Source organism: Halohasta salina, assembly GCF_024178165.1.
In the GTDB taxonomy this organism is placed as follows: Archaea; Halobacteriota; Halobacteria; order Halobacteriales; family Haloferacaceae; genus Halohasta; species Halohasta salina.
Genome location: NZ_JAMZIE010000001.1, coordinates 702,669 through 718,145 on the forward strand (window position 1 = coordinate 702,669; position 15,477 = coordinate 718,145).

The following is a 15,477-nucleotide window of genomic DNA, read 5'->3' on the forward strand; positions in this document are numbered from 1 at the left end:
TCAACACGCTGGCCGATACAGCCACAGACGGCCGGTCGACGGCGGCTCTTTCGGGTGGTTTGTTCCGGTAGCGATAGCAAAATTTATATAGAACTGCAAACCATCTGGTACTGAGGTTACTCATCTATGGCAGCACGACAACAGCAGCCGCTGTTCATCCTCTCGGAAGACAACGAACGGACGAAAGGACAGGACGCCCAGGACTCGAACATCCGGGCCGGAAAGGCAGTCGCCAACTCGGTACGGACGACACTGGGCCCGAAAGGGATGGACAAGATGCTCGTCACCTCTTCGGGTGACGTGACGATCACCAACGACGGGGCGACCATTCTCAACGAGATGGATATCGAACACCCCGCCGCCCAGATGATCGTCGAGGTCGCCGAGACCCAGGAGGTCGAGGTCGGCGACGGGACGACGACCGCCGCGGTCTTGGCCGGCGAACTGCTCTCGGAGGCCGAGGAGCTGCTGGAGTCGGATCTCCACCCGACGGCCATCGTCGAAGGCTACCACGAGGCCGCCCGACTCGCCGGCGAGGCGATCGACGAGCAGGTCCTCGATATCGACCTCGACGACGACATCCTCGAAGCGGTCGCCGAATCAAGCATGACCGGCAAGGGGACCGGCGACGTCACCGCCGAAGTGCTCGCCGAGCGGGTCGTCGGGGCGGTCCGACAGGTCGCCGGCGACGATCGAGTCGACCGCGAGGACGTCCGGATCCACACCCAGACCGGCGCGGCCACCAGCGCGACCGAACTGGTCGACGGCGTCGTGCTCAGCGAGGAGCCCGCCAACGCCAACATGCCGCGACAGCTCGCCGACGCCAGCGCGGTCATCCTCGAAACCGCCCTCGAAGTCCGGACCGGCGAGGCCGACGCCGAGTACTCGATCACCAACGTCGACCAGCTCGACGACGCCATCGCCGCCGAGGACCGCGAGCTTCGCGGGTACGCCGAGACGCTGAAGGAAGCCGGCGTCGACGTCGTCTTCAACACGAAGGATATCGACGACCGTGTCGCCGGCTACCTTGCCGACGCCGGCATACTGGCCTTCGAGAACGTCTCCTCGAAGAAGTCGAAGGCGCTGGCGAAAGCCACCGGCGCGAAACACCTCGGCACCCTCGAGGACATCGAGGCCGACGACCTCGGGACGGTCGCCTCGGTGTCGATCGAGCAGTACGGCGACGAGGAGGTCGCCTTCGTCGACGGCGGCAGCGAGACCGACTACGTCACGCTGTTCGTCCGCGGCAGCACCGACCACGTGATCGACGAGATCGAGCGCGCGCTCAACGACGCCATCGACGTCACCATCGCCGCCCTCGACGCCGGCGGCGTCGTCGGCGGCGCGGGCGCGAGCGAGATCGCCATCGCCGACCACATCCGGAGCCACGCTGCGGGTGTCGAGGGGCGCAAACAGCTCGCCATCGACGCCTTCGCCGACGCGGTCGACGCCCTTCCACGGACGCTCGCGGAGAACACCGGGATGGACGCCATCGACGCACTGGTCGACCTCCGTGGTCGCCACGATTCGGACGGCATCGCCGGCATCGTCTCGACCGGCCGCAGCGGCGAGGTCGGCGACCCCGTCGAGGCGGGCATCCTCGACCCCGCGGCGGTCAAACACGAGGCCATCGAGTCGGCCACCGAGGCCGCGACGATGATCCTCCGCATCGACGACGTCATCACCTCCGAGTAGCCGACCCCGCGGTCCCAACTGGACTTTTTTGACGACGCAAACCTCGCTAGCCAACACTCCGTCGACCGAGAGCTAAACCGCCATCCGGCTCACGGGAGGGTGTATGAGTAGTCGGCGACTACTTATATCGAACTGGAGTTTGTGGTGTGGTGGCGCGCGTCAGTCGAGATAGTAGCTCCTTTGTAGGTCGACTGCAATATCTTCACGAAGACAGTTACTGATCCCGAGGGAGACACCACACATGCCGAAAGAATACGACCTAGTTATCGTTGGCGGCGGGATAAGCGGCGCATCGCTCTTGTATACGGTTGCGACGTTCACCGATATCGAACGGGTGGCGTTGATCGAGAAGGAAGACGAAATCGCGGCGATCAACTCCCATCACACGAACAACTCACAGACGCTCCACTTCGGGGATATCGAGACCAACTACACCCTCGAGAAGGCCGAGAAGGTCAAGGAGGGCGCGGAGATGGTCGCGGGCTATCTCGAAGCCAAGGACCCCGACCGAGAGATGCACGCAAAGCGGAGCAAGATGGTACTGGCGGTCGGCGACGACGAGGTCGACAAGCTCGAAGCCCGCTACCACGACGAAGGGTTCGGCGACCTGTTCCCCAAACTGGAGGCCATCGGCCGCGATGAGATCGCCGACATCGAGCCCAAGGTCGTCGAGGGTCGCGATCCGTCCAAGGAGCTACTGGCCCTCCAGACGCCCGACGGCTACACTGTCGACTACGGCGAACTCGCCAAGGCGTTCGTCGAGCAGGTCGAGGAACACGAGGGGGTCGACGTCTTCCGCGGGACGAAAGTCGAGCGGGTCAACGAGACCGACGACGAGTACCTCGTCGAGACCGACGAGGCCGGCTGGTTTGCCGCCGACACCACGGTCGTCGCCGCGGGCTCCCACAGCCTCCAGATCGCCAAACGGATGGGGTACGGCGAGGATCTGTCCTTGCTACCGGTCGCCGGCAGCTTCTTCCTCGCCGACGAGGGGCTGCTCAACGGCAAGGTCTACACCCTGCAGATGAAGAAATTGCCGTTTGCCGCCGTGCACGGCGACGCCGAGGTCCACGACGGGAACCTGACCCGATTCGGCCCGACGGCGAAGGTCGTCCCCGGACTCGAACGCGGCGAGCTGTCGTCGGTGGCGGACTTCTTCGACGTCTTCGGGATGAATCTCGATTCGTTCCTGAGCTACGCCAACATCCTGGCCGACCGGATCCTTTTCCCCTTCGTCATCGAGAACCTCCTGTACGACATCCCCGTCGTCGGCCGGAAGACGTTCCTGCCGCACGTCCAGAAGGTCGTCCCGACGGTCGAGGAAGGCGACATCTCCCGCGCGAAGGGGTTCGGCGGGATCCGCCCACAGATCGTCGACACCGCGGCCAAATCACTCGATATGGGTGAAGCGAAGATTACCGGCGACGACATCATCTTCAACATCACCCCCTCGCCCGGTGCGTCGACCTGCCTGAAGAACGCGATGCGGGACACCCAGCAGGTCATCGAGTTCCTCGACGACGACTACGAGTTCGACGAGGAAGGGTTCCGCCGGGCGACCATCGACAACTTCCCACGCGAGGCCGAAGCCGAGCCGGCCCCGGCCGACGACTGAGTCGTCGACCACGGCACCGCTTTCTGTTATATACTGCCGACAACGACCGGCAGGACGACCGCGAGACCGACGAGTCCGGCCCCGAAGCCCATCCGCGCGAGGGTCGGCCCGCGGTGGGGCGATGGCTCCAGAAACGCGTGGTCGGGGGCCTCGGGGTCGTAGTAGACCGTCGTCGACGCGCCGGGCTCGTAGCCTGCGAGCGCGGCTTCGACGGCCGACTCGCTGTGGAACAGCTTGGTGTACCGGCTCGCACCGGGGTAAAGCCGGTCGCCGTGCCGCCGTCGGGTCGGTGTCAGATACTCGTATTCGACCCGTGGGACGTAGACGACTTGGCTACCGTCTTCGATCCGGTCGACGCCCGTCGACTCGATGGTGCCGCTGGCGGTCTGGGCCCGGCGGACCGCTCCGCGCTGGTGGCGGTACTGACGGGCTCCATCCCACAGCAGTGCGATCCCGGCGAGTGCGAGAACCCCGCTCACGACACCGAGAACGGTTGTTTCGGAGACGCCGACCATACAGTACGGTGTCGACCCACGGGCAAATAGCTACGCCACTGGGCCGGGTCGGCGGCCCGTCCGTTACTGGTCGACCGCCGCGAGCCGGTCGCCGAGCACCGACCGGATCGCTCCGGTGTCGCCGCCGAGCCGGAGGAGTTGGACCCCGTCGTCGACTGCCTGCCGGGCGTCGGCCGGGTCGTTGTGGATCCGGCCGACCGGGACGTCCGCTTCCAGACAGGCCTCCCGAGTGCGGTCGATGGCGGTCTGCAGTTGCTCGGGATGCTTGCCGAGCGGCTCGCCGTCCGACATCGACATCGAGAGGTCTGCGGGACCGATGAAGGCGAACCCGAGCTGTGGGACCGAACAGATCTCCTCGATGTTGTCGACCGCCTGCGTGTTTTCGATCATCGTCCCGACGAGGACGTGGCTGTCCTCGCCGCCGATGTGGCTGTCGACGTAGCCCGCCCACTCGCTGGTGCGACCGACGCCGACGCCGCGGTCGCCGACGCCGCCGTCGTAGGCGAAGTGGGCGGCCGCGACCGCCGGGCGGAGTTGGGCGGCCGTTTCGATACGAGGGATGAGGATCGTCCGCACCCCGGCGTCGAGGACCTTCCTGACGAGTGCGGGCTCGGGTTTCGGGATCCGAACGAGCAGTTCGATCCCGCCGGTCTCGGCGGCCCGCGTCAACTCCTCGAAGACGGTGCTATCGTAGGGGCTCGGCCCGCCGTGTTCGAAATCCAGCCAGACGAAATCGAAGCCGACCGCGCCGAGGGTCTCGATCACCGTCGGCGAGAACGTCGCACACGCCGCCCCGAAGAGGGTCTCGCCGGCTTCCAGCGCCTGCCGGAGGCCGTTTTCGACCCTCATCGGCTCGCCTCCCGGCCCAGCCCGTCGTGGTTGACCGTCGACGCCGGCAACTCGCCCTCGTAGACGGCCCGCACGTTGGCTGCCGCACCGCGGCTCATGCGTTCGAGGGCGTCGTAGGTGACGCCAGCGATGTGGGGCGTCATAATGACCTCGCTGTGCTCGTAGATCGGATGGTTCGCGCCGGGTGGCTCGTCCTCGAAGTTGTCGATTCCGGCCCCGGCGATGGTGTCGGTGTCGAGCGCCTCAAGCAGGGCGTCCTTGTCGACGACCCCGCCACGAGAGGTGTTGATCAGGATACCGTGTTCGCCCAGCGCCTCGAACTGTTCGGTCGAGACGGCGTGGTACGTCCCGTCGACCAGCGGGACGTGGAGGCTGACGGCGTCGGAGACCGCAAACAGGTCGGTGAGTTCGTGGACGCGCTCGGCGCCCGTCGGGAGGTCTGCCTCGGGGGAGTGTGGATCGTAGATGGCGAGATCGAGACCGATGCCCTGAGCGATCGTTGCCGTCTCGTGAGCGATGGAGCCGAACCCCATCAATCCGAGCGTATTGCCCTGCAGTTCGTAGCCGACGAACTCGGAGCGATCCCAGCCGCCGGCCCGAACATGGCGGTCGGCCGCCGCGAGGTTCCGCCGGACCGCGAACTGGAGGGCGATAGCGTGTTCGGCGACCGACCGCGAGTTGACGCCGGGGGTGTTGCAGACGACGATACCGTTCTCGGAGGCCGCCTCGATGTCGACGTTGTCGAGGCCGCTGCCGTGTTTGGCGATCACTTTCAGGTTGTCCGCGCGCTCGATCACCTCGCGGTCGAGGGCGGCGACCCTGACGATCGCCGCGTCGTAGCGGGCGATATCGTCGAGAGCGGCGGCGACGCTCTCGTAGGCGTCCATACCGGTACACTCGGCAAAGTCGGTTATCGATTCGGGTCCCGCAGGGTCGATCTGTGGAGGGAGCAGTATCTGCCACGGGGCTGACATAGGACTCTATTTGTGACGATCAGTGAAAAGTATACGACCCGAAACCGGGGGTTTCAGTCCTTCTATCTGTGAATTTCGCCTGTTTCGATATATCAGATCGGGCTACTCGCTCGACGAGCGCGTCGGCGTGGGGTCGGCGGTCGAACGTCGCGGGGAGCAGGTTCGGGTGTAAACACGAAGCCCGAGGCGTCGCCGTTGACAATACCCGTCGACAGCAGAAAAAAACCGAACGAACAGGAATATCCGTCGCAAGTATTGCACCATCACAGTATAACCTACAATTCGCAAAATTTGTAGTGCAAATTCGCACGCTATTTCTAATTATTTTTATTTTAGATAAAGACTTTTACTGCTTGTCAATCCTTCACGAGACAACGAATGTCGACGGAACAATCGAACGTCGGGCAGAGCGAGCAGGCGGGTATCGAAGACGGACTGATAGCCAATGCACAGGGGGCGGTGGGTGTGGTTCACGCCACCTCGGAGTCGGTCGACGAGCGGCTCGATCTGATCCGCGAGGCCGCCAGCGCGCAGGTCGAGGACATGGAGTCAGTTGCCGAGGACGTGACCGACCTCAGCGCCACCATCGAGGAGGTCGCCGCCAGTGCCGACGAGGTCAGCGAGACGACCGAGCGGGCGGCAACGGCCGCATCCGACGGTCGAGAAGCCACCGGTGAGGCGACCGAGGCGATGGAGGCGGCCTCGACGGCCACCCAACAGGTCGCCGCCCGGGTCGAGACGCTCGAAGCCGAGATCGACCGCATCAACGAGGTGGTCGACGTGATCGACGACATCGCCCAGCAGACCAACCTCTTGGCGCTGAACGCCTCGATCGAGGCCGCCCGCGCCGGCGAGGAGGGCGACGGGTTCGCGGTGGTCGCCGAGGAGGTCAAGAGCCTCGCCGAAGAGTCCCAGTCCCGCACCGAGGAGATCGAGACCGCCGTCGACGAGATCCAGTCGGTGACCGACGAGTTGACCGGCGCGCTCGACGAGGCGGTCGACGCCGTCGAAGCCGGGGCCGACGAAGTCGACACCGCCGAATCACAGTTGGATATCGTCGACGACGAGATGGCGTCGGCGGCCGCCGGCGTCGAGGAGGTCTCGGAGGCAGTCTCGGAAGGCGCGGAGGCCAGCACGCGGGTGGCGAACGTCACCCGGAACACCGCCGATGCAGCACGGGAGATCGAAAGTTCGGTCTCCGAGATCCACGACGAGCGGGCCCAGACGACGGCCCTCCTCGGCGAGATCGACGACGCACTGTCGACCGCGCGCCAACACCGCGACCGCCGGCTCCGGGCGGCCGACAGGGTGCCGACCGGGCTCGACGACTTCGACCGCGACGGCGGGCTTCCGGCGGGCTCGCGGGACGTGATCCTCGCCGACACCGACGGCTCGACGACCGACCGCGCCGTCGACGAGGCGGTCGCCGGCTTTGCTGCGGCAGCCGTCGACGCCGGCTGGGCGGTCTCGCTGTCGCCGACCGCCTCGATGGACCGGTCGACGCTCGCCTCGGTCCTCAAACGGGAGGCCGGGGTCACCCTCGACGACGCGCTGGCGAGCAACCGACTGTTCGTCCTCGATCTCTTCGGTTCGTGGCGGCCCGAGGAGAACGTGATCGACGTCACCGAACACGGTCTCTCGCGGGCCAACAGTCAGGTCGACGCCAAGCGGGACCGGCCCTGTGTGGTGATCGGTAACATCGCAGGCGAACTCGATCTGATGGGCGAGGCGGCGGTTCGGGAGAACACCTACGACAACGACGGCGAGACGTTGAGCGACGACGATCTGGTGGTGAACGTGGTCGACGAATCGGCGGTACCCAACCAGCTCCAGTCGTTCTACGTCGGCGCGGCCGACACCATCTGCCACCTGTAGCGTGTTCGGCCGGCACAGCGCGTGCCGATTTCTGGGAGTCGACGGTGATTATAAATCAGCCCCTGCCGAAGCCGGATATATGACTGTACTCGCGCCGTTCGACGGCTCGGAACTGGCCGAAACCGCACTCCAGCGTGCCGAAACGTTCGCCGACAGCCGCGACGAATCGGTCGTCGCACTGACGGTGTTTCCCGATGACCCGGCGTTCGCCGTCGAGCGCGGCTGGGTCGACTCCCCCGACTCCTACGAGCCAGAAACGCTCTGCGAGCGGTTCGAACACCGGGTCGACGAACTCGTCGACGCGACCTACCGGTGTGAGACCCCCGACAGCAGCGACGTCCTGACCGCGACGGCGACCGACGACATCACGCGGACGATCCGGCAGGTCGCCGCCGAACTCGACGTGTCGGTGATCTTCATCGGGACCGAAAACGCCGGCCGGATCTCGACGCCGGTCACGAGCGTCGGCAGCCCGCTGTCGAAGGACCCCCAGTACGACGTCCACATCGTTCGCCACACCGAGTAACCCACAGCGAGCCCGTTGTCACTGCGTGAGAACCGGTCGACTGATTTAGTAGCCACTGCCTACCTTCCGAACATGCAGTATCTCGTGGCCACCGACGGCTCGGCAGTCAGCGACAGGGCGATCGAACACGCCGCCATCGAGGCGACCGCGTGGGACGCCCCCCTGAAGATCATCCACGTGTTGACGCCCGAACCAAAACTGGTCGACGGGAGCCTCGTCATCCCCGGCAGTGAGGCGTCTCTCGAGTACGGACGCCGAACGCTCTCGGAGGCCGAACGGCTGGCGGCGACCGCCGCCGAGAAACGCGAAGCGACCATCGAGACGTCGACGGAGTTGCTGGCCGGCCAGCCGGCCGACCGGATCACCGCCCACGCCGCCGAAAACGGGTTCGACGCGATCTACGTCGGCCACCACGGCGACTCGGAGGCCTCCAGCGACCGGGTCGGCAGCGTCGCCAAAAGCGTCCTCGATAAGTCGACCGTCCCCGTGACGGTAATCAAGTAATCCCCCCACCCCGGTCGACGCCGGCACCCTCCCGTGATAAATAAGGTTTTTACATGATATTCACGAAGATTGTACAATGTCAACTACCGACGGGAGCGAGACGGTCGAAGTCGACAAACAGTCCCTCGTCGAGATACGGGATCTGGTCGCGGAACTCGAACAGAGCGGCCAGACCGTCGGCGAGATGATCGAGGCTAACAGCGAGGTCATTCAGGGGTACGAGCCCAAACTGGAGCGGATCACCGACGAGGTGTCGAACCTCACGGCGACGATCGAGCAGATCGCCGCCACGGTCGATCAGGTCGACGAGCAGGCCGAGCAGGCGACGACGCTGGCTCAGGACGGCGCGCAGTCGACTGCGCAAGCCGTCGAGGCGGTCAACGACGTCGCCGAGGCCTCCCAGACGGTCTCCGAGGAGGTGACGAACCTCAAACGGAAGGCCACCGAGATCGACGAGATCGTCGAGGTGATCAACGGGATCGCCGAGCAGACCAACCTCTTGGCGCTCAACGCCTCGATCGAGGCCGCCCGCGCCGGCGAGAGCGGCGACGGCTTCGCGGTGGTCGCCGACGAGGTGAAAACGTTGGCCGGCGAGTCACAGGAGAACGCCGAGACGATCGAGGAGATGATCACCGCGATCCAGCGGTCGACCGAAAACACCGTCGAGAGCCTCGATACGATGAACGACCGCATCGACACCGGCATCACCGACATCGAGAACGCGGCGAACTCGCTTTCGACCATCGCCGAGCAGATCGAGGGGGTCTCCGACAGCCTCGATCAGGTCGCACAGGCGACCGACGATCAGGCCGACAGTACACAGGAGGTCGCCACGCTCGTCGACGAGACCGTCGAGGGGCTCGCCGACGTCATCAACGCCATCGAAAACACCCAGTCGGCCGCGACCGATCATCAGGAGACGATCGCACAGCTCCGGCGCGAGGTCGAAGAGTAGACCGATCGAGCGAACCGAACGATCCGGCGCTTCGCGGCTCAATCGAGCCGCATCGCCGCATCCCGGTCGACAAGTGGGTCGGCGTTGGCTGTCGGCAGCGTGACGACGTCCTCCGACCGGAGGGTGTACTCCCGGCCGTCGACGCCGAAGATCTCGCCGACGTTCTTCGTGATTCTGAGAGTCGTGCGATCCTCGTCGTCGGTGTCGGCCGCCGAATCACCGTTGGCTTCGGCAGCCCCTCCAGCGGTTGCTGTCGTGGCTGGCTGCTCGGTCGACGGCGCGTCCGCCGGGACTTCGGTGGTCGTTCCGCCGTCGGTCGAGGGTTCGATCACCGCCTCGGGCTCCGGTTCGGCTTCGGGTGGTGGGATCTCGTTCGGCGTACGGTCGGTCGGCGCTTCGGTCGACGCCTCGGGCGCGGCGTCGGCCGGCGTCGTGTCGGTCGGAGCCGCCGGATCGTCGACCGTCCCGGCGTCGGTCGGGGCGGGCTGCTCCTCGCGGTCGGCCGCCGGCTCCGAGCCGCCGCCCATCGCGTCGGCGAGCACCCCGTCGGCCGCGCCGTCGGCCGGCTCCGACTCGTCGACCCGCTCGGTCGGTGACGGTGGCGCGGCCGGCTCCCCCGCCGGCTCGGGGTCGGTGGTACTCGGGTCGGATTCGCCCGACAACACGTCGAGGACGCTCCGTTTGTTCCGCTCGATCCGGTCGACCAGATCGTCGAACAGTCGTCGCTCCTCGGAGGTCATCCCCTCGTCGTCGACCGGCATGTCGGCAGCCGCGAAGGAGGCGAGTTTGACCACCTTGCCGACCCGGCGCTCGTAGACCGCCTCGGCGACCTCCGTGGCGGTGTCGAGTTCGTCGGAGAGCTGCCGGACTTCGTCGTCCGAGAAGGGATCGTCGACCTGCTGGGCGCGGCGATCCCGGCTGGCTTTGAGGTCCTGAAGATAGGCCGCGACGTCTTCGTAGAAGGAATCGCGCAGCTGCTGGAGGCTGTCCTTGCGGCGTTCCTTCGATTGGACTGTCCGAAGCTCGTCGAGTTTCATACTTTTTCGGCCTCGCCGCGCGCCATGAGGAAGACGCCGACGTGTTCTGCTACTGTGTGTGTACCCGGCTCCAACTTAGTTATGTCGCCGTCGAGTTCGACCCGCCGTGGCTCGTCGATGTCGATCTCGACCGAGCCCCCGCGAAACGGCTCGGGGACCGCGTCGACCAGCGGGTCGAAGGCGTCGAGCGCCTCGCGGTCGATCGGCGTAACGACGAGCCCGCTGCCGCCGTGGAGCGACTTCGGGAGGCGAATGAGTCGGTGGGTGTCGGTGGTCACCGGCTCGTCGATCGGGGCGGATTCGGCGTCGGCGACTCGCTGGGCGAGACTATCGGCCAACAGCCGGATCCCCGGCCCGCCGGCCTCCATGTTGCCGGCTGCGATCGCCTCGCGGTTCGCCGAGACGGCCCCGAGGATCGTCTCGGCGCGGCCTTCGCCGATGCCGTCGATCGCGGTCAGCCGTTCGAGGGCTGCCGACTCGTCGAGGCCGTCGAGGTCGTCGACGAACGCCACCAGCGCCGCGTGGACCCGCCGGCCCCAGCCACCCTCGGTGCGGAGCACGCGCCGGGTCGTCCCGCCGGCCGAGACCGTCCGGATCAGCCCGTCGGTGTCGAGGTTTTCGGCCAGCACGTAGTCGACGATCTCCCGGCGAGCGTCGCTATCGAGGTCCTGTATCTCCGGGTCTCGCACGTGGACGTGATACCCTCGGCCGCCCGAGAAGACGACGCTGACGTCGTCGAAGCCGAAATCCGCCTCGACGAACGCTAACAATCGGTGGAGGGCGTCCTTGCAGGCGGCCAGCATCTCCGCGTAGGTGGCCTCGCTGGGGTCGACGCTCGGCAGGTGGTCGGCGTCGAGATCGAAGACGAGATCCGCCCCTCGCCATCCCTTCTGGGACATCGTGCTCGCCGAGGGGTCGGTGTAGCGGGCGGCCGAAAAGTAGACGTGCCGCGGTGACTCGCGGGCCAGAAAGTCGTCGACGTCGCCGAGATCGAGCTGGGACTGGTGGCGAACCATCGTCGTCCCCGTGCCGGGCGTCCACGGGATGTGGCCCCACTCGCGTTCGTTGGCCGCCGGCGGGAGGGCGACCGTCGACTGGCGGTAGTAGTCGCCGAACCGCTCGCGGAGGTACTCCCGGGTGGCGTCGTCCATTCGACTTTTCGTTATGGGGAGGCTACTTAAGTCGTTGCCGTTCGATCGGCAGGCAGAACCAGCCGGCTTGGTCGTGGCAACCGGCTGGTGACTACCGGTCCGTAGCCGAAAACAGCGTGCCGACCAACCCGACTCAACACTTACGGACCGAATGGCCGAGGGTCGACCTGTGGTTCCCATGACCGTCGAAACCCTCCACGACAAGTTCGTTTACGAGCTCCAGCAGGCGTACTACATCGAAACCCAACTGGTCGACGTCCTCGAAGAGATGGATCAGACCACTGCCGACGAAGAACTCAGCAACGGCTTCCAGCGCCACCAGCGGGAGACCGCCGAGCAGGCTCGACGGCTTGAAGACGTCTTCGAAGCCCTCGACGAGCGGCCCGACGCATGGCAGTGTCACGCCCTCGATGGCCTCGTCGAGGACCATTCGGAGTTCCTCGAGGACGCCGCCGCGGACGACGACCTGATCGACCTTTACAACGTCGGCGCGGGGGTGAAAGTCGAGCGACTGGAGATCAGCGTGTATGAAGGACTGCTCAACCACGCCACCGAACTCGAGTTGCCGAACGAGGTCACCGAACCGCTCGACGAGACCCTCGACGAAGAGGAGGCCACGCTCACGGAACTCGAAGGCGCGATGAGCGGGTCGACCATCCAACAGCTGTTCGGTCGGCTGACCGGGTAACACGGCCCGAAACGCCGTCGACACCCAGCAGCCGACGCCTGCTGGCGGCCGACAGCCGTGTCTCAACTCGTGGCCCGTTTACATGCATGTGGGCATTCTTTTGTTTCCGCGCGCAAAACTGACCTGCAGTACTGCCGATGGATTACCAGTGGCTGATAGACCGTGTCGACGGGATCATCGTCAACCGGTCGAAGACTGTCATTCTCGCGTTCCTGCTCCTGACGGTCGTGTTCATCGGCGGACTCGGATCGATCTCTACCGAGAGCGGCCAACAGCAGTTCATCGAGGATCTCCCCTCGTTTCAGGCGATCGAGGACATCAACGAGGACTTCGGCAGCAGTTTCTCCCAAGAGACCACGAGCACGACGCTGATACAGGAGTCGACCAACGTGCTCTCGAAGGGGGCGCTGATCGACATGCTGGAAACCAGACAGCGGATAGCCGATTCCGGGGCCTTGCGTGTCACCGGGACGTCGACGGTGGCCGAAACCGTCGCGACGACGCTTGATCCCGACGCGTCGACGCCCGAGGCCCAACTCCGAGCAGTTCAGCGGGCATCGCCGACCCAGATCGACAAGGCGGTCCGGACGGCCGCCGAGCGGAATCCCGGCTTTAGCTCCCAGTTGAGCGAGGACTTCAACCGCCAGTCGGCCTCGGCGTCGTCGACACGGGCGAGTGTCACCCATCGCGCCGGTCCCGGTGAGGGGTCGTCGGCCGGTCCGGGCGGCGCATCCGAGTACCCCCCGAACAAGGAAGAACGGATCGAGCGACTGGTGGCCGACGACAGTTCGACGATCTGGGTGCAGGGAACGCCGCCGGACACCACCGGCATCACGACCAGCGTGGTGTTGCCTTCGGCGCTCGTCTTGATTATGCTGTTCCTCGCGGTCGCCTACCGCGACCTCGTCGACGTCCTCATCGGGCTGCTGGCGATCGTGATGACGCTGCTCTGGACGTTCGGCTTCATCGGACTGGTGGGGATCCCCTTCGCCGTGCTGTTGATCGCGGTGCCGCCGATCCTCATCGCCATCGGGATCGACTTCGGGATCCACTCGATCAACCGGTACCGCGAGGAACGGGTCACGGGGAAGGGGATCTCCGAGTCGATGATGCTGACGACCGATCAGGTGAGTGTCGCCTTCTTTATCGTCGTCGGCACCTCCGCGATCGGCTTCCTCTCGAACGTCGTCAGCGCCTTCCCCCCGACACGGGATTTCGGCATCGTCGCTGCCGCCGGAATCGTCTTTACCTTCCTCATCTTCGGGATCTTCGTCCCCGCCCTGAAGGTGACCGTCGACCGGGCCCGCGAGAAATATCCGATCCCAACCATCTCCCAGACTCCGTTCGGCTCCGACGCCTCGGCGCTGGGTCGTGGGCTGGCGGCCGGGATCGGCGTGGCTAAACGCGCGCCGGTAGCGTTCCTGCTGGTCGCACTAGTGCTCACCGCCGGCGGGGCGGTGTATGCGACCGGTGTCGGAACGGGATTCAGCCCCGACGACTTCAACCCCGACGCCGAAACCCCCGAGTACCTCCAGTACCTCCCCGAGTCGATCCGACCCCCCGAGGAGTTCGAGTACGTCCGACTCAACGACTATCTCGACGAGAACTTCCAGCAGGACGGCCAAGTCCTGATGTACGTCGAGACGCCGATGGAACGGGGGTCGGCGCTCGAATCGATCCACCGGGCCGGCGAGGACCCGCCGTCGACGTTCCGGTCGACGGGCCGTCAGGCCGACACCCAGAGCATCATCACGCTAATCGAGTCGCGGGCGGAAGCCGACCCCGAGTTCCGGCGGTTGGTCGAGCGGAACGACCGCAACAACAACGGGATCCCCGACCGGAACCTCGAGTTGATCTACGACGAACTCGAATCCGCCGACGGCATCGACACCAGCCGGTTCCTCGACGAAAGCCGGCGGAGCACGCAGGTGATCTACACCGTCGACGGCGACGCCGGCGACGAGGAAGTCACCGACGACGCCTATGCCGTCGCCGGCGACCTTCGAGGGGAAGCCCAGCCGACCGGCAGCGGCGTCATCTTTGACGAGGCGATCTCGCTGGTCTTCGAGTCGGTCATCCAGAGTCTCGTGTTGACGCTGGTCGGCGCGGCGCTGTTCTTGATCGTCGCCTACTGGATCATCGAGGGTGCGCCCTCGCTGGGCGTGGTCAACATCGTGCCGATTGGGGTGACGGTGGTGGCGCTTGTGGCCTCGATGCGCGCACTCGACATCAGCTTCAACGCGATCAACGGGACGATTCTGGCGATCGCCGTCGGGATCGGGATCGACTACTCGGTTCACATCGTCCACCGCTTTGCCGACGAGTACGCCGAACGCGACCTCTATTCGGCCCTCCAGCGGACCGTCATCGGCACCGGCGGCGCGCTGACCGGCAGCATGCTGACGACCGTCTTCGGGATCGGCGTCCTCGTGTTGGCGCTCAACCCCGCCCTCGGCGCGTTCGGCGCGCTGATCTCGCTGAGCGTGCTGTACGCCTATCTCGCCTCGCTGTTCGTCCTGCCGTCGGTGCTTGTCGTCTGGGCCCGGCTGGCCGGCGACGACGACGCCACACTGCCAGTTGTCGGCGCACTCGGTGGTACAGACGGCGATGCAAGCGGCGACTCGACGACCACCCCACGGCGTGAGGACTGACTGGAGCGTAAGACTAACCATCCTGGGATGGGATCTCAGGGTATGGACTGGCCACACGATCCCGACGGCGAACAGGGCAGCGAGGGCCGCCGCCAGTACGGGCACGCCGTGATCGCAAAGAAAGTCGACGAAGACGACGACTTCCCGCTGGAGCGAGCAGCGTTCGTCGAGGAGTACGGCGACGACCCGATCCGGATCGACCACGAGACGGTCGTGCCGCTCCGGGAGATCTTCGATCACGTCGACCAGTCGAGCTTCGAGACGATCGTCGACATGCATCAGGCGGTCGGCACGGCGATGCGGGACAACGACCTGTGGTTCTACGAGGGTGCCGACGCGTTCAGCCGCACGCGCTAAGCCTCACCGGTTAGCCCGGCACGATATTAATGGTTCTGCATGGGTCTTTTAGCCGATCGAGCCGAATACGTACGTATGCACAATG

Annotated in this window: 14 protein-coding genes; 9 read left to right on the forward strand and 5 right to left on the reverse strand. The window is 65.6% G+C overall.

The features are described 5' to 3' along the window. The first annotated feature begins 126 nt into the window (after positions 1–126). Complete coding sequence (gene thsA / locus NKJ34_RS03565; RefSeq protein WP_253736879.1) at positions 127–1,695, forward strand: thermosome subunit alpha; 1,569 nt, start codon at positions 127–129, stop codon at positions 1,693–1,695. 241 nt (positions 1,696–1,936) lie between these two features. Next, positions 1,937–3,310, forward strand: a complete 1,374-nt coding sequence (locus NKJ34_RS03570) for an FAD-dependent oxidoreductase (protein ID WP_253736880.1) — start codon at positions 1,937–1,939, stop codon at positions 3,308–3,310. A gap of 26 nt (positions 3,311–3,336) precedes the next feature. On the opposite strand, the gene NKJ34_RS03575 is transcribed toward NKJ34_RS03570, so the two are convergent. The 3 genes from NKJ34_RS03575 to NKJ34_RS03585 all read right to left on the reverse strand — a co-directional run bounded on the left by NKJ34_RS03575 (position 3,337) and on the right by NKJ34_RS03585 (position 5,561). Continuing rightward, complete coding sequence (locus NKJ34_RS03575) at positions 3,337–3,825, reverse strand: DUF3592 domain-containing protein (RefSeq protein WP_253736881.1); 489 nt, start codon at positions 3,823–3,825, stop codon at positions 3,337–3,339. A 63-nt stretch (positions 3,826–3,888) separates the two neighbouring features. After that, positions 3,889–4,674 carry an HpcH/HpaI aldolase family protein gene (locus tag NKJ34_RS03580; protein WP_253736882.1) on the reverse strand — a complete coding sequence of 262 codons (786 nt, stop codon included), beginning with the start codon at positions 4,672–4,674 and terminating at the stop codon, positions 3,889–3,891. Beyond that, positions 4,671–5,561 (reverse strand): hydroxyacid dehydrogenase, encoded by an 891-nt coding sequence (locus NKJ34_RS03585; protein WP_253736883.1) that lies wholly within the window; start codon positions 5,559–5,561, stop codon positions 4,671–4,673. Before NKJ34_RS03585 ends, NKJ34_RS03580 begins: the two co-directional genes overlap by 4 nt. 465 nt (positions 5,562–6,026) lie before the next feature. Here NKJ34_RS03585 and NKJ34_RS03590 point away from each other — a divergent pair, with 465 nt between their 5' ends. The 4 genes from NKJ34_RS03590 (at position 6,027) to NKJ34_RS03605 (ending at position 9,508) form a co-directional block, all read left to right on the forward strand. Further along, entirely contained in the window at positions 6,027–7,523 is a 1,497-nt protein-coding gene (locus NKJ34_RS03590; protein ID WP_253736884.1) for a methyl-accepting chemotaxis protein, read from the forward strand. Positions 7,524–7,602: 79 nt separating this feature from the next. Continuing rightward, the gene (locus tag NKJ34_RS03595; RefSeq protein ID WP_253736885.1) at positions 7,603–8,049 is read left to right on the forward strand and encodes a universal stress protein; all 447 of its coding nucleotides are present in this window, start codon (positions 7,603–7,605) and stop codon (positions 8,047–8,049) included. 72 nt (positions 8,050–8,121) lie between these two features. Further along, complete coding sequence (locus NKJ34_RS03600; protein WP_253736886.1) at positions 8,122–8,553, forward strand: universal stress protein; 432 nt, start codon at positions 8,122–8,124, stop codon at positions 8,551–8,553. A 76-nt stretch (positions 8,554–8,629) separates the two neighbouring features. After that, a complete protein-coding gene (locus tag NKJ34_RS03605; protein ID WP_253736887.1) occupies positions 8,630–9,508 on the forward strand; it encodes a methyl-accepting chemotaxis protein in 879 nt (292 codons plus the stop codon). Positions 9,509–9,546: 38 nt separating this feature from the next. Here the strand turns inward: NKJ34_RS03605 and NKJ34_RS03610 are convergent, their stop codons facing one another. After that, positions 9,547–10,545 (reverse strand): DNA replication complex subunit Gins51, encoded by a 999-nt coding sequence (locus NKJ34_RS03610; protein WP_253736888.1) that lies wholly within the window; start codon positions 10,543–10,545, stop codon positions 9,547–9,549. Then, positions 10,542–11,696: a DNA primase small subunit PriS gene (gene priS / locus NKJ34_RS03615; RefSeq protein WP_253736889.1), complete on the reverse strand. Its 1,155-nt coding sequence runs from the start codon at positions 11,694–11,696 to the stop codon at positions 10,542–10,544. The genes NKJ34_RS03610 and priS overlap by 4 nt, the downstream gene beginning before the upstream one ends. A gap of 178 nt (positions 11,697–11,874) precedes the next feature. Here priS and NKJ34_RS03620 point away from each other — a divergent pair, with 178 nt between their 5' ends. The 3 genes from NKJ34_RS03620 to NKJ34_RS03630 all read left to right on the forward strand — a co-directional run bounded on the left by NKJ34_RS03620 (position 11,875) and on the right by NKJ34_RS03630 (position 15,392). Beyond that, positions 11,875–12,384, forward strand: coding sequence for a YciE/YciF ferroxidase family protein (locus NKJ34_RS03620; RefSeq protein WP_253736890.1), 510 nt, complete (start codon positions 11,875–11,877; stop codon positions 12,382–12,384). 137 nt (positions 12,385–12,521) lie between these two features. Then, positions 12,522–15,035 carry an efflux RND transporter permease subunit gene (locus NKJ34_RS03625; protein WP_253736891.1) on the forward strand — a complete coding sequence of 838 codons (2,514 nt, stop codon included), beginning with the start codon at positions 12,522–12,524 and terminating at the stop codon, positions 15,033–15,035. A gap of 42 nt (positions 15,036–15,077) precedes the next feature. Next, a complete protein-coding gene (locus tag NKJ34_RS03630) occupies positions 15,078–15,392 on the forward strand; it encodes a DUF5785 family protein (RefSeq protein ID WP_253736892.1) in 315 nt (104 codons plus the stop codon). Positions 15,393–15,477 lie beyond the last annotated feature (85 nt).

What these genes read in the sequence shown, in the direction of transcription:
- thsA (WP_253736879.1), top strand. Translation starts at nt 127, where the DNA reads ATGGCAGCACGACAACAGCAGCCGCTGTTCATCCTCTCGGAAGACAAC.
- NKJ34_RS03570 (WP_253736880.1), top strand. Translation starts at nt 1,937, where the DNA reads ATGCCGAAAGAATACGACCTAGTTATCGTTGGCGGCGGGATAAGCGGC.
- NKJ34_RS03575 (WP_253736881.1), bottom strand. Translation starts at nt 3,825, where the DNA reads ATGGTCGGCGTCTCCGAAACAACCGTTCTCGGTGTCGTGAGCGGGGTT.
- NKJ34_RS03580 (WP_253736882.1), bottom strand. Translation starts at nt 4,674, where the DNA reads ATGAGGGTCGAAAACGGCCTCCGGCAGGCGCTGGAAGCCGGCGAGACC.
- NKJ34_RS03585 (WP_253736883.1), bottom strand. Translation starts at nt 5,561, where the DNA reads ATGGACGCCTACGAGAGCGTCGCCGCCGCTCTCGACGATATCGCCCGC.
- NKJ34_RS03590 (WP_253736884.1), top strand. Translation starts at nt 6,027, where the DNA reads ATGTCGACGGAACAATCGAACGTCGGGCAGAGCGAGCAGGCGGGTATC.
- NKJ34_RS03595 (WP_253736885.1), top strand. Translation starts at nt 7,603, where the DNA reads ATGACTGTACTCGCGCCGTTCGACGGCTCGGAACTGGCCGAAACCGCA.
- NKJ34_RS03600 (WP_253736886.1), top strand. Translation starts at nt 8,122, where the DNA reads ATGCAGTATCTCGTGGCCACCGACGGCTCGGCAGTCAGCGACAGGGCG.
- NKJ34_RS03605 (WP_253736887.1), top strand. Translation starts at nt 8,630, where the DNA reads ATGTCAACTACCGACGGGAGCGAGACGGTCGAAGTCGACAAACAGTCC.
- NKJ34_RS03610 (WP_253736888.1), bottom strand. Translation starts at nt 10,545, where the DNA reads ATGAAACTCGACGAGCTTCGGACAGTCCAATCGAAGGAACGCCGCAAG.
- priS (WP_253736889.1), bottom strand. Translation starts at nt 11,696, where the DNA reads ATGGACGACGCCACCCGGGAGTACCTCCGCGAGCGGTTCGGCGACTAC.
- NKJ34_RS03620 (WP_253736890.1), top strand. Translation starts at nt 11,875, where the DNA reads ATGACCGTCGAAACCCTCCACGACAAGTTCGTTTACGAGCTCCAGCAG.
- NKJ34_RS03625 (WP_253736891.1), top strand. Translation starts at nt 12,522, where the DNA reads ATGGATTACCAGTGGCTGATAGACCGTGTCGACGGGATCATCGTCAAC.
- NKJ34_RS03630 (WP_253736892.1), top strand. Translation starts at nt 15,078, where the DNA reads ATGGACTGGCCACACGATCCCGACGGCGAACAGGGCAGCGAGGGCCGC.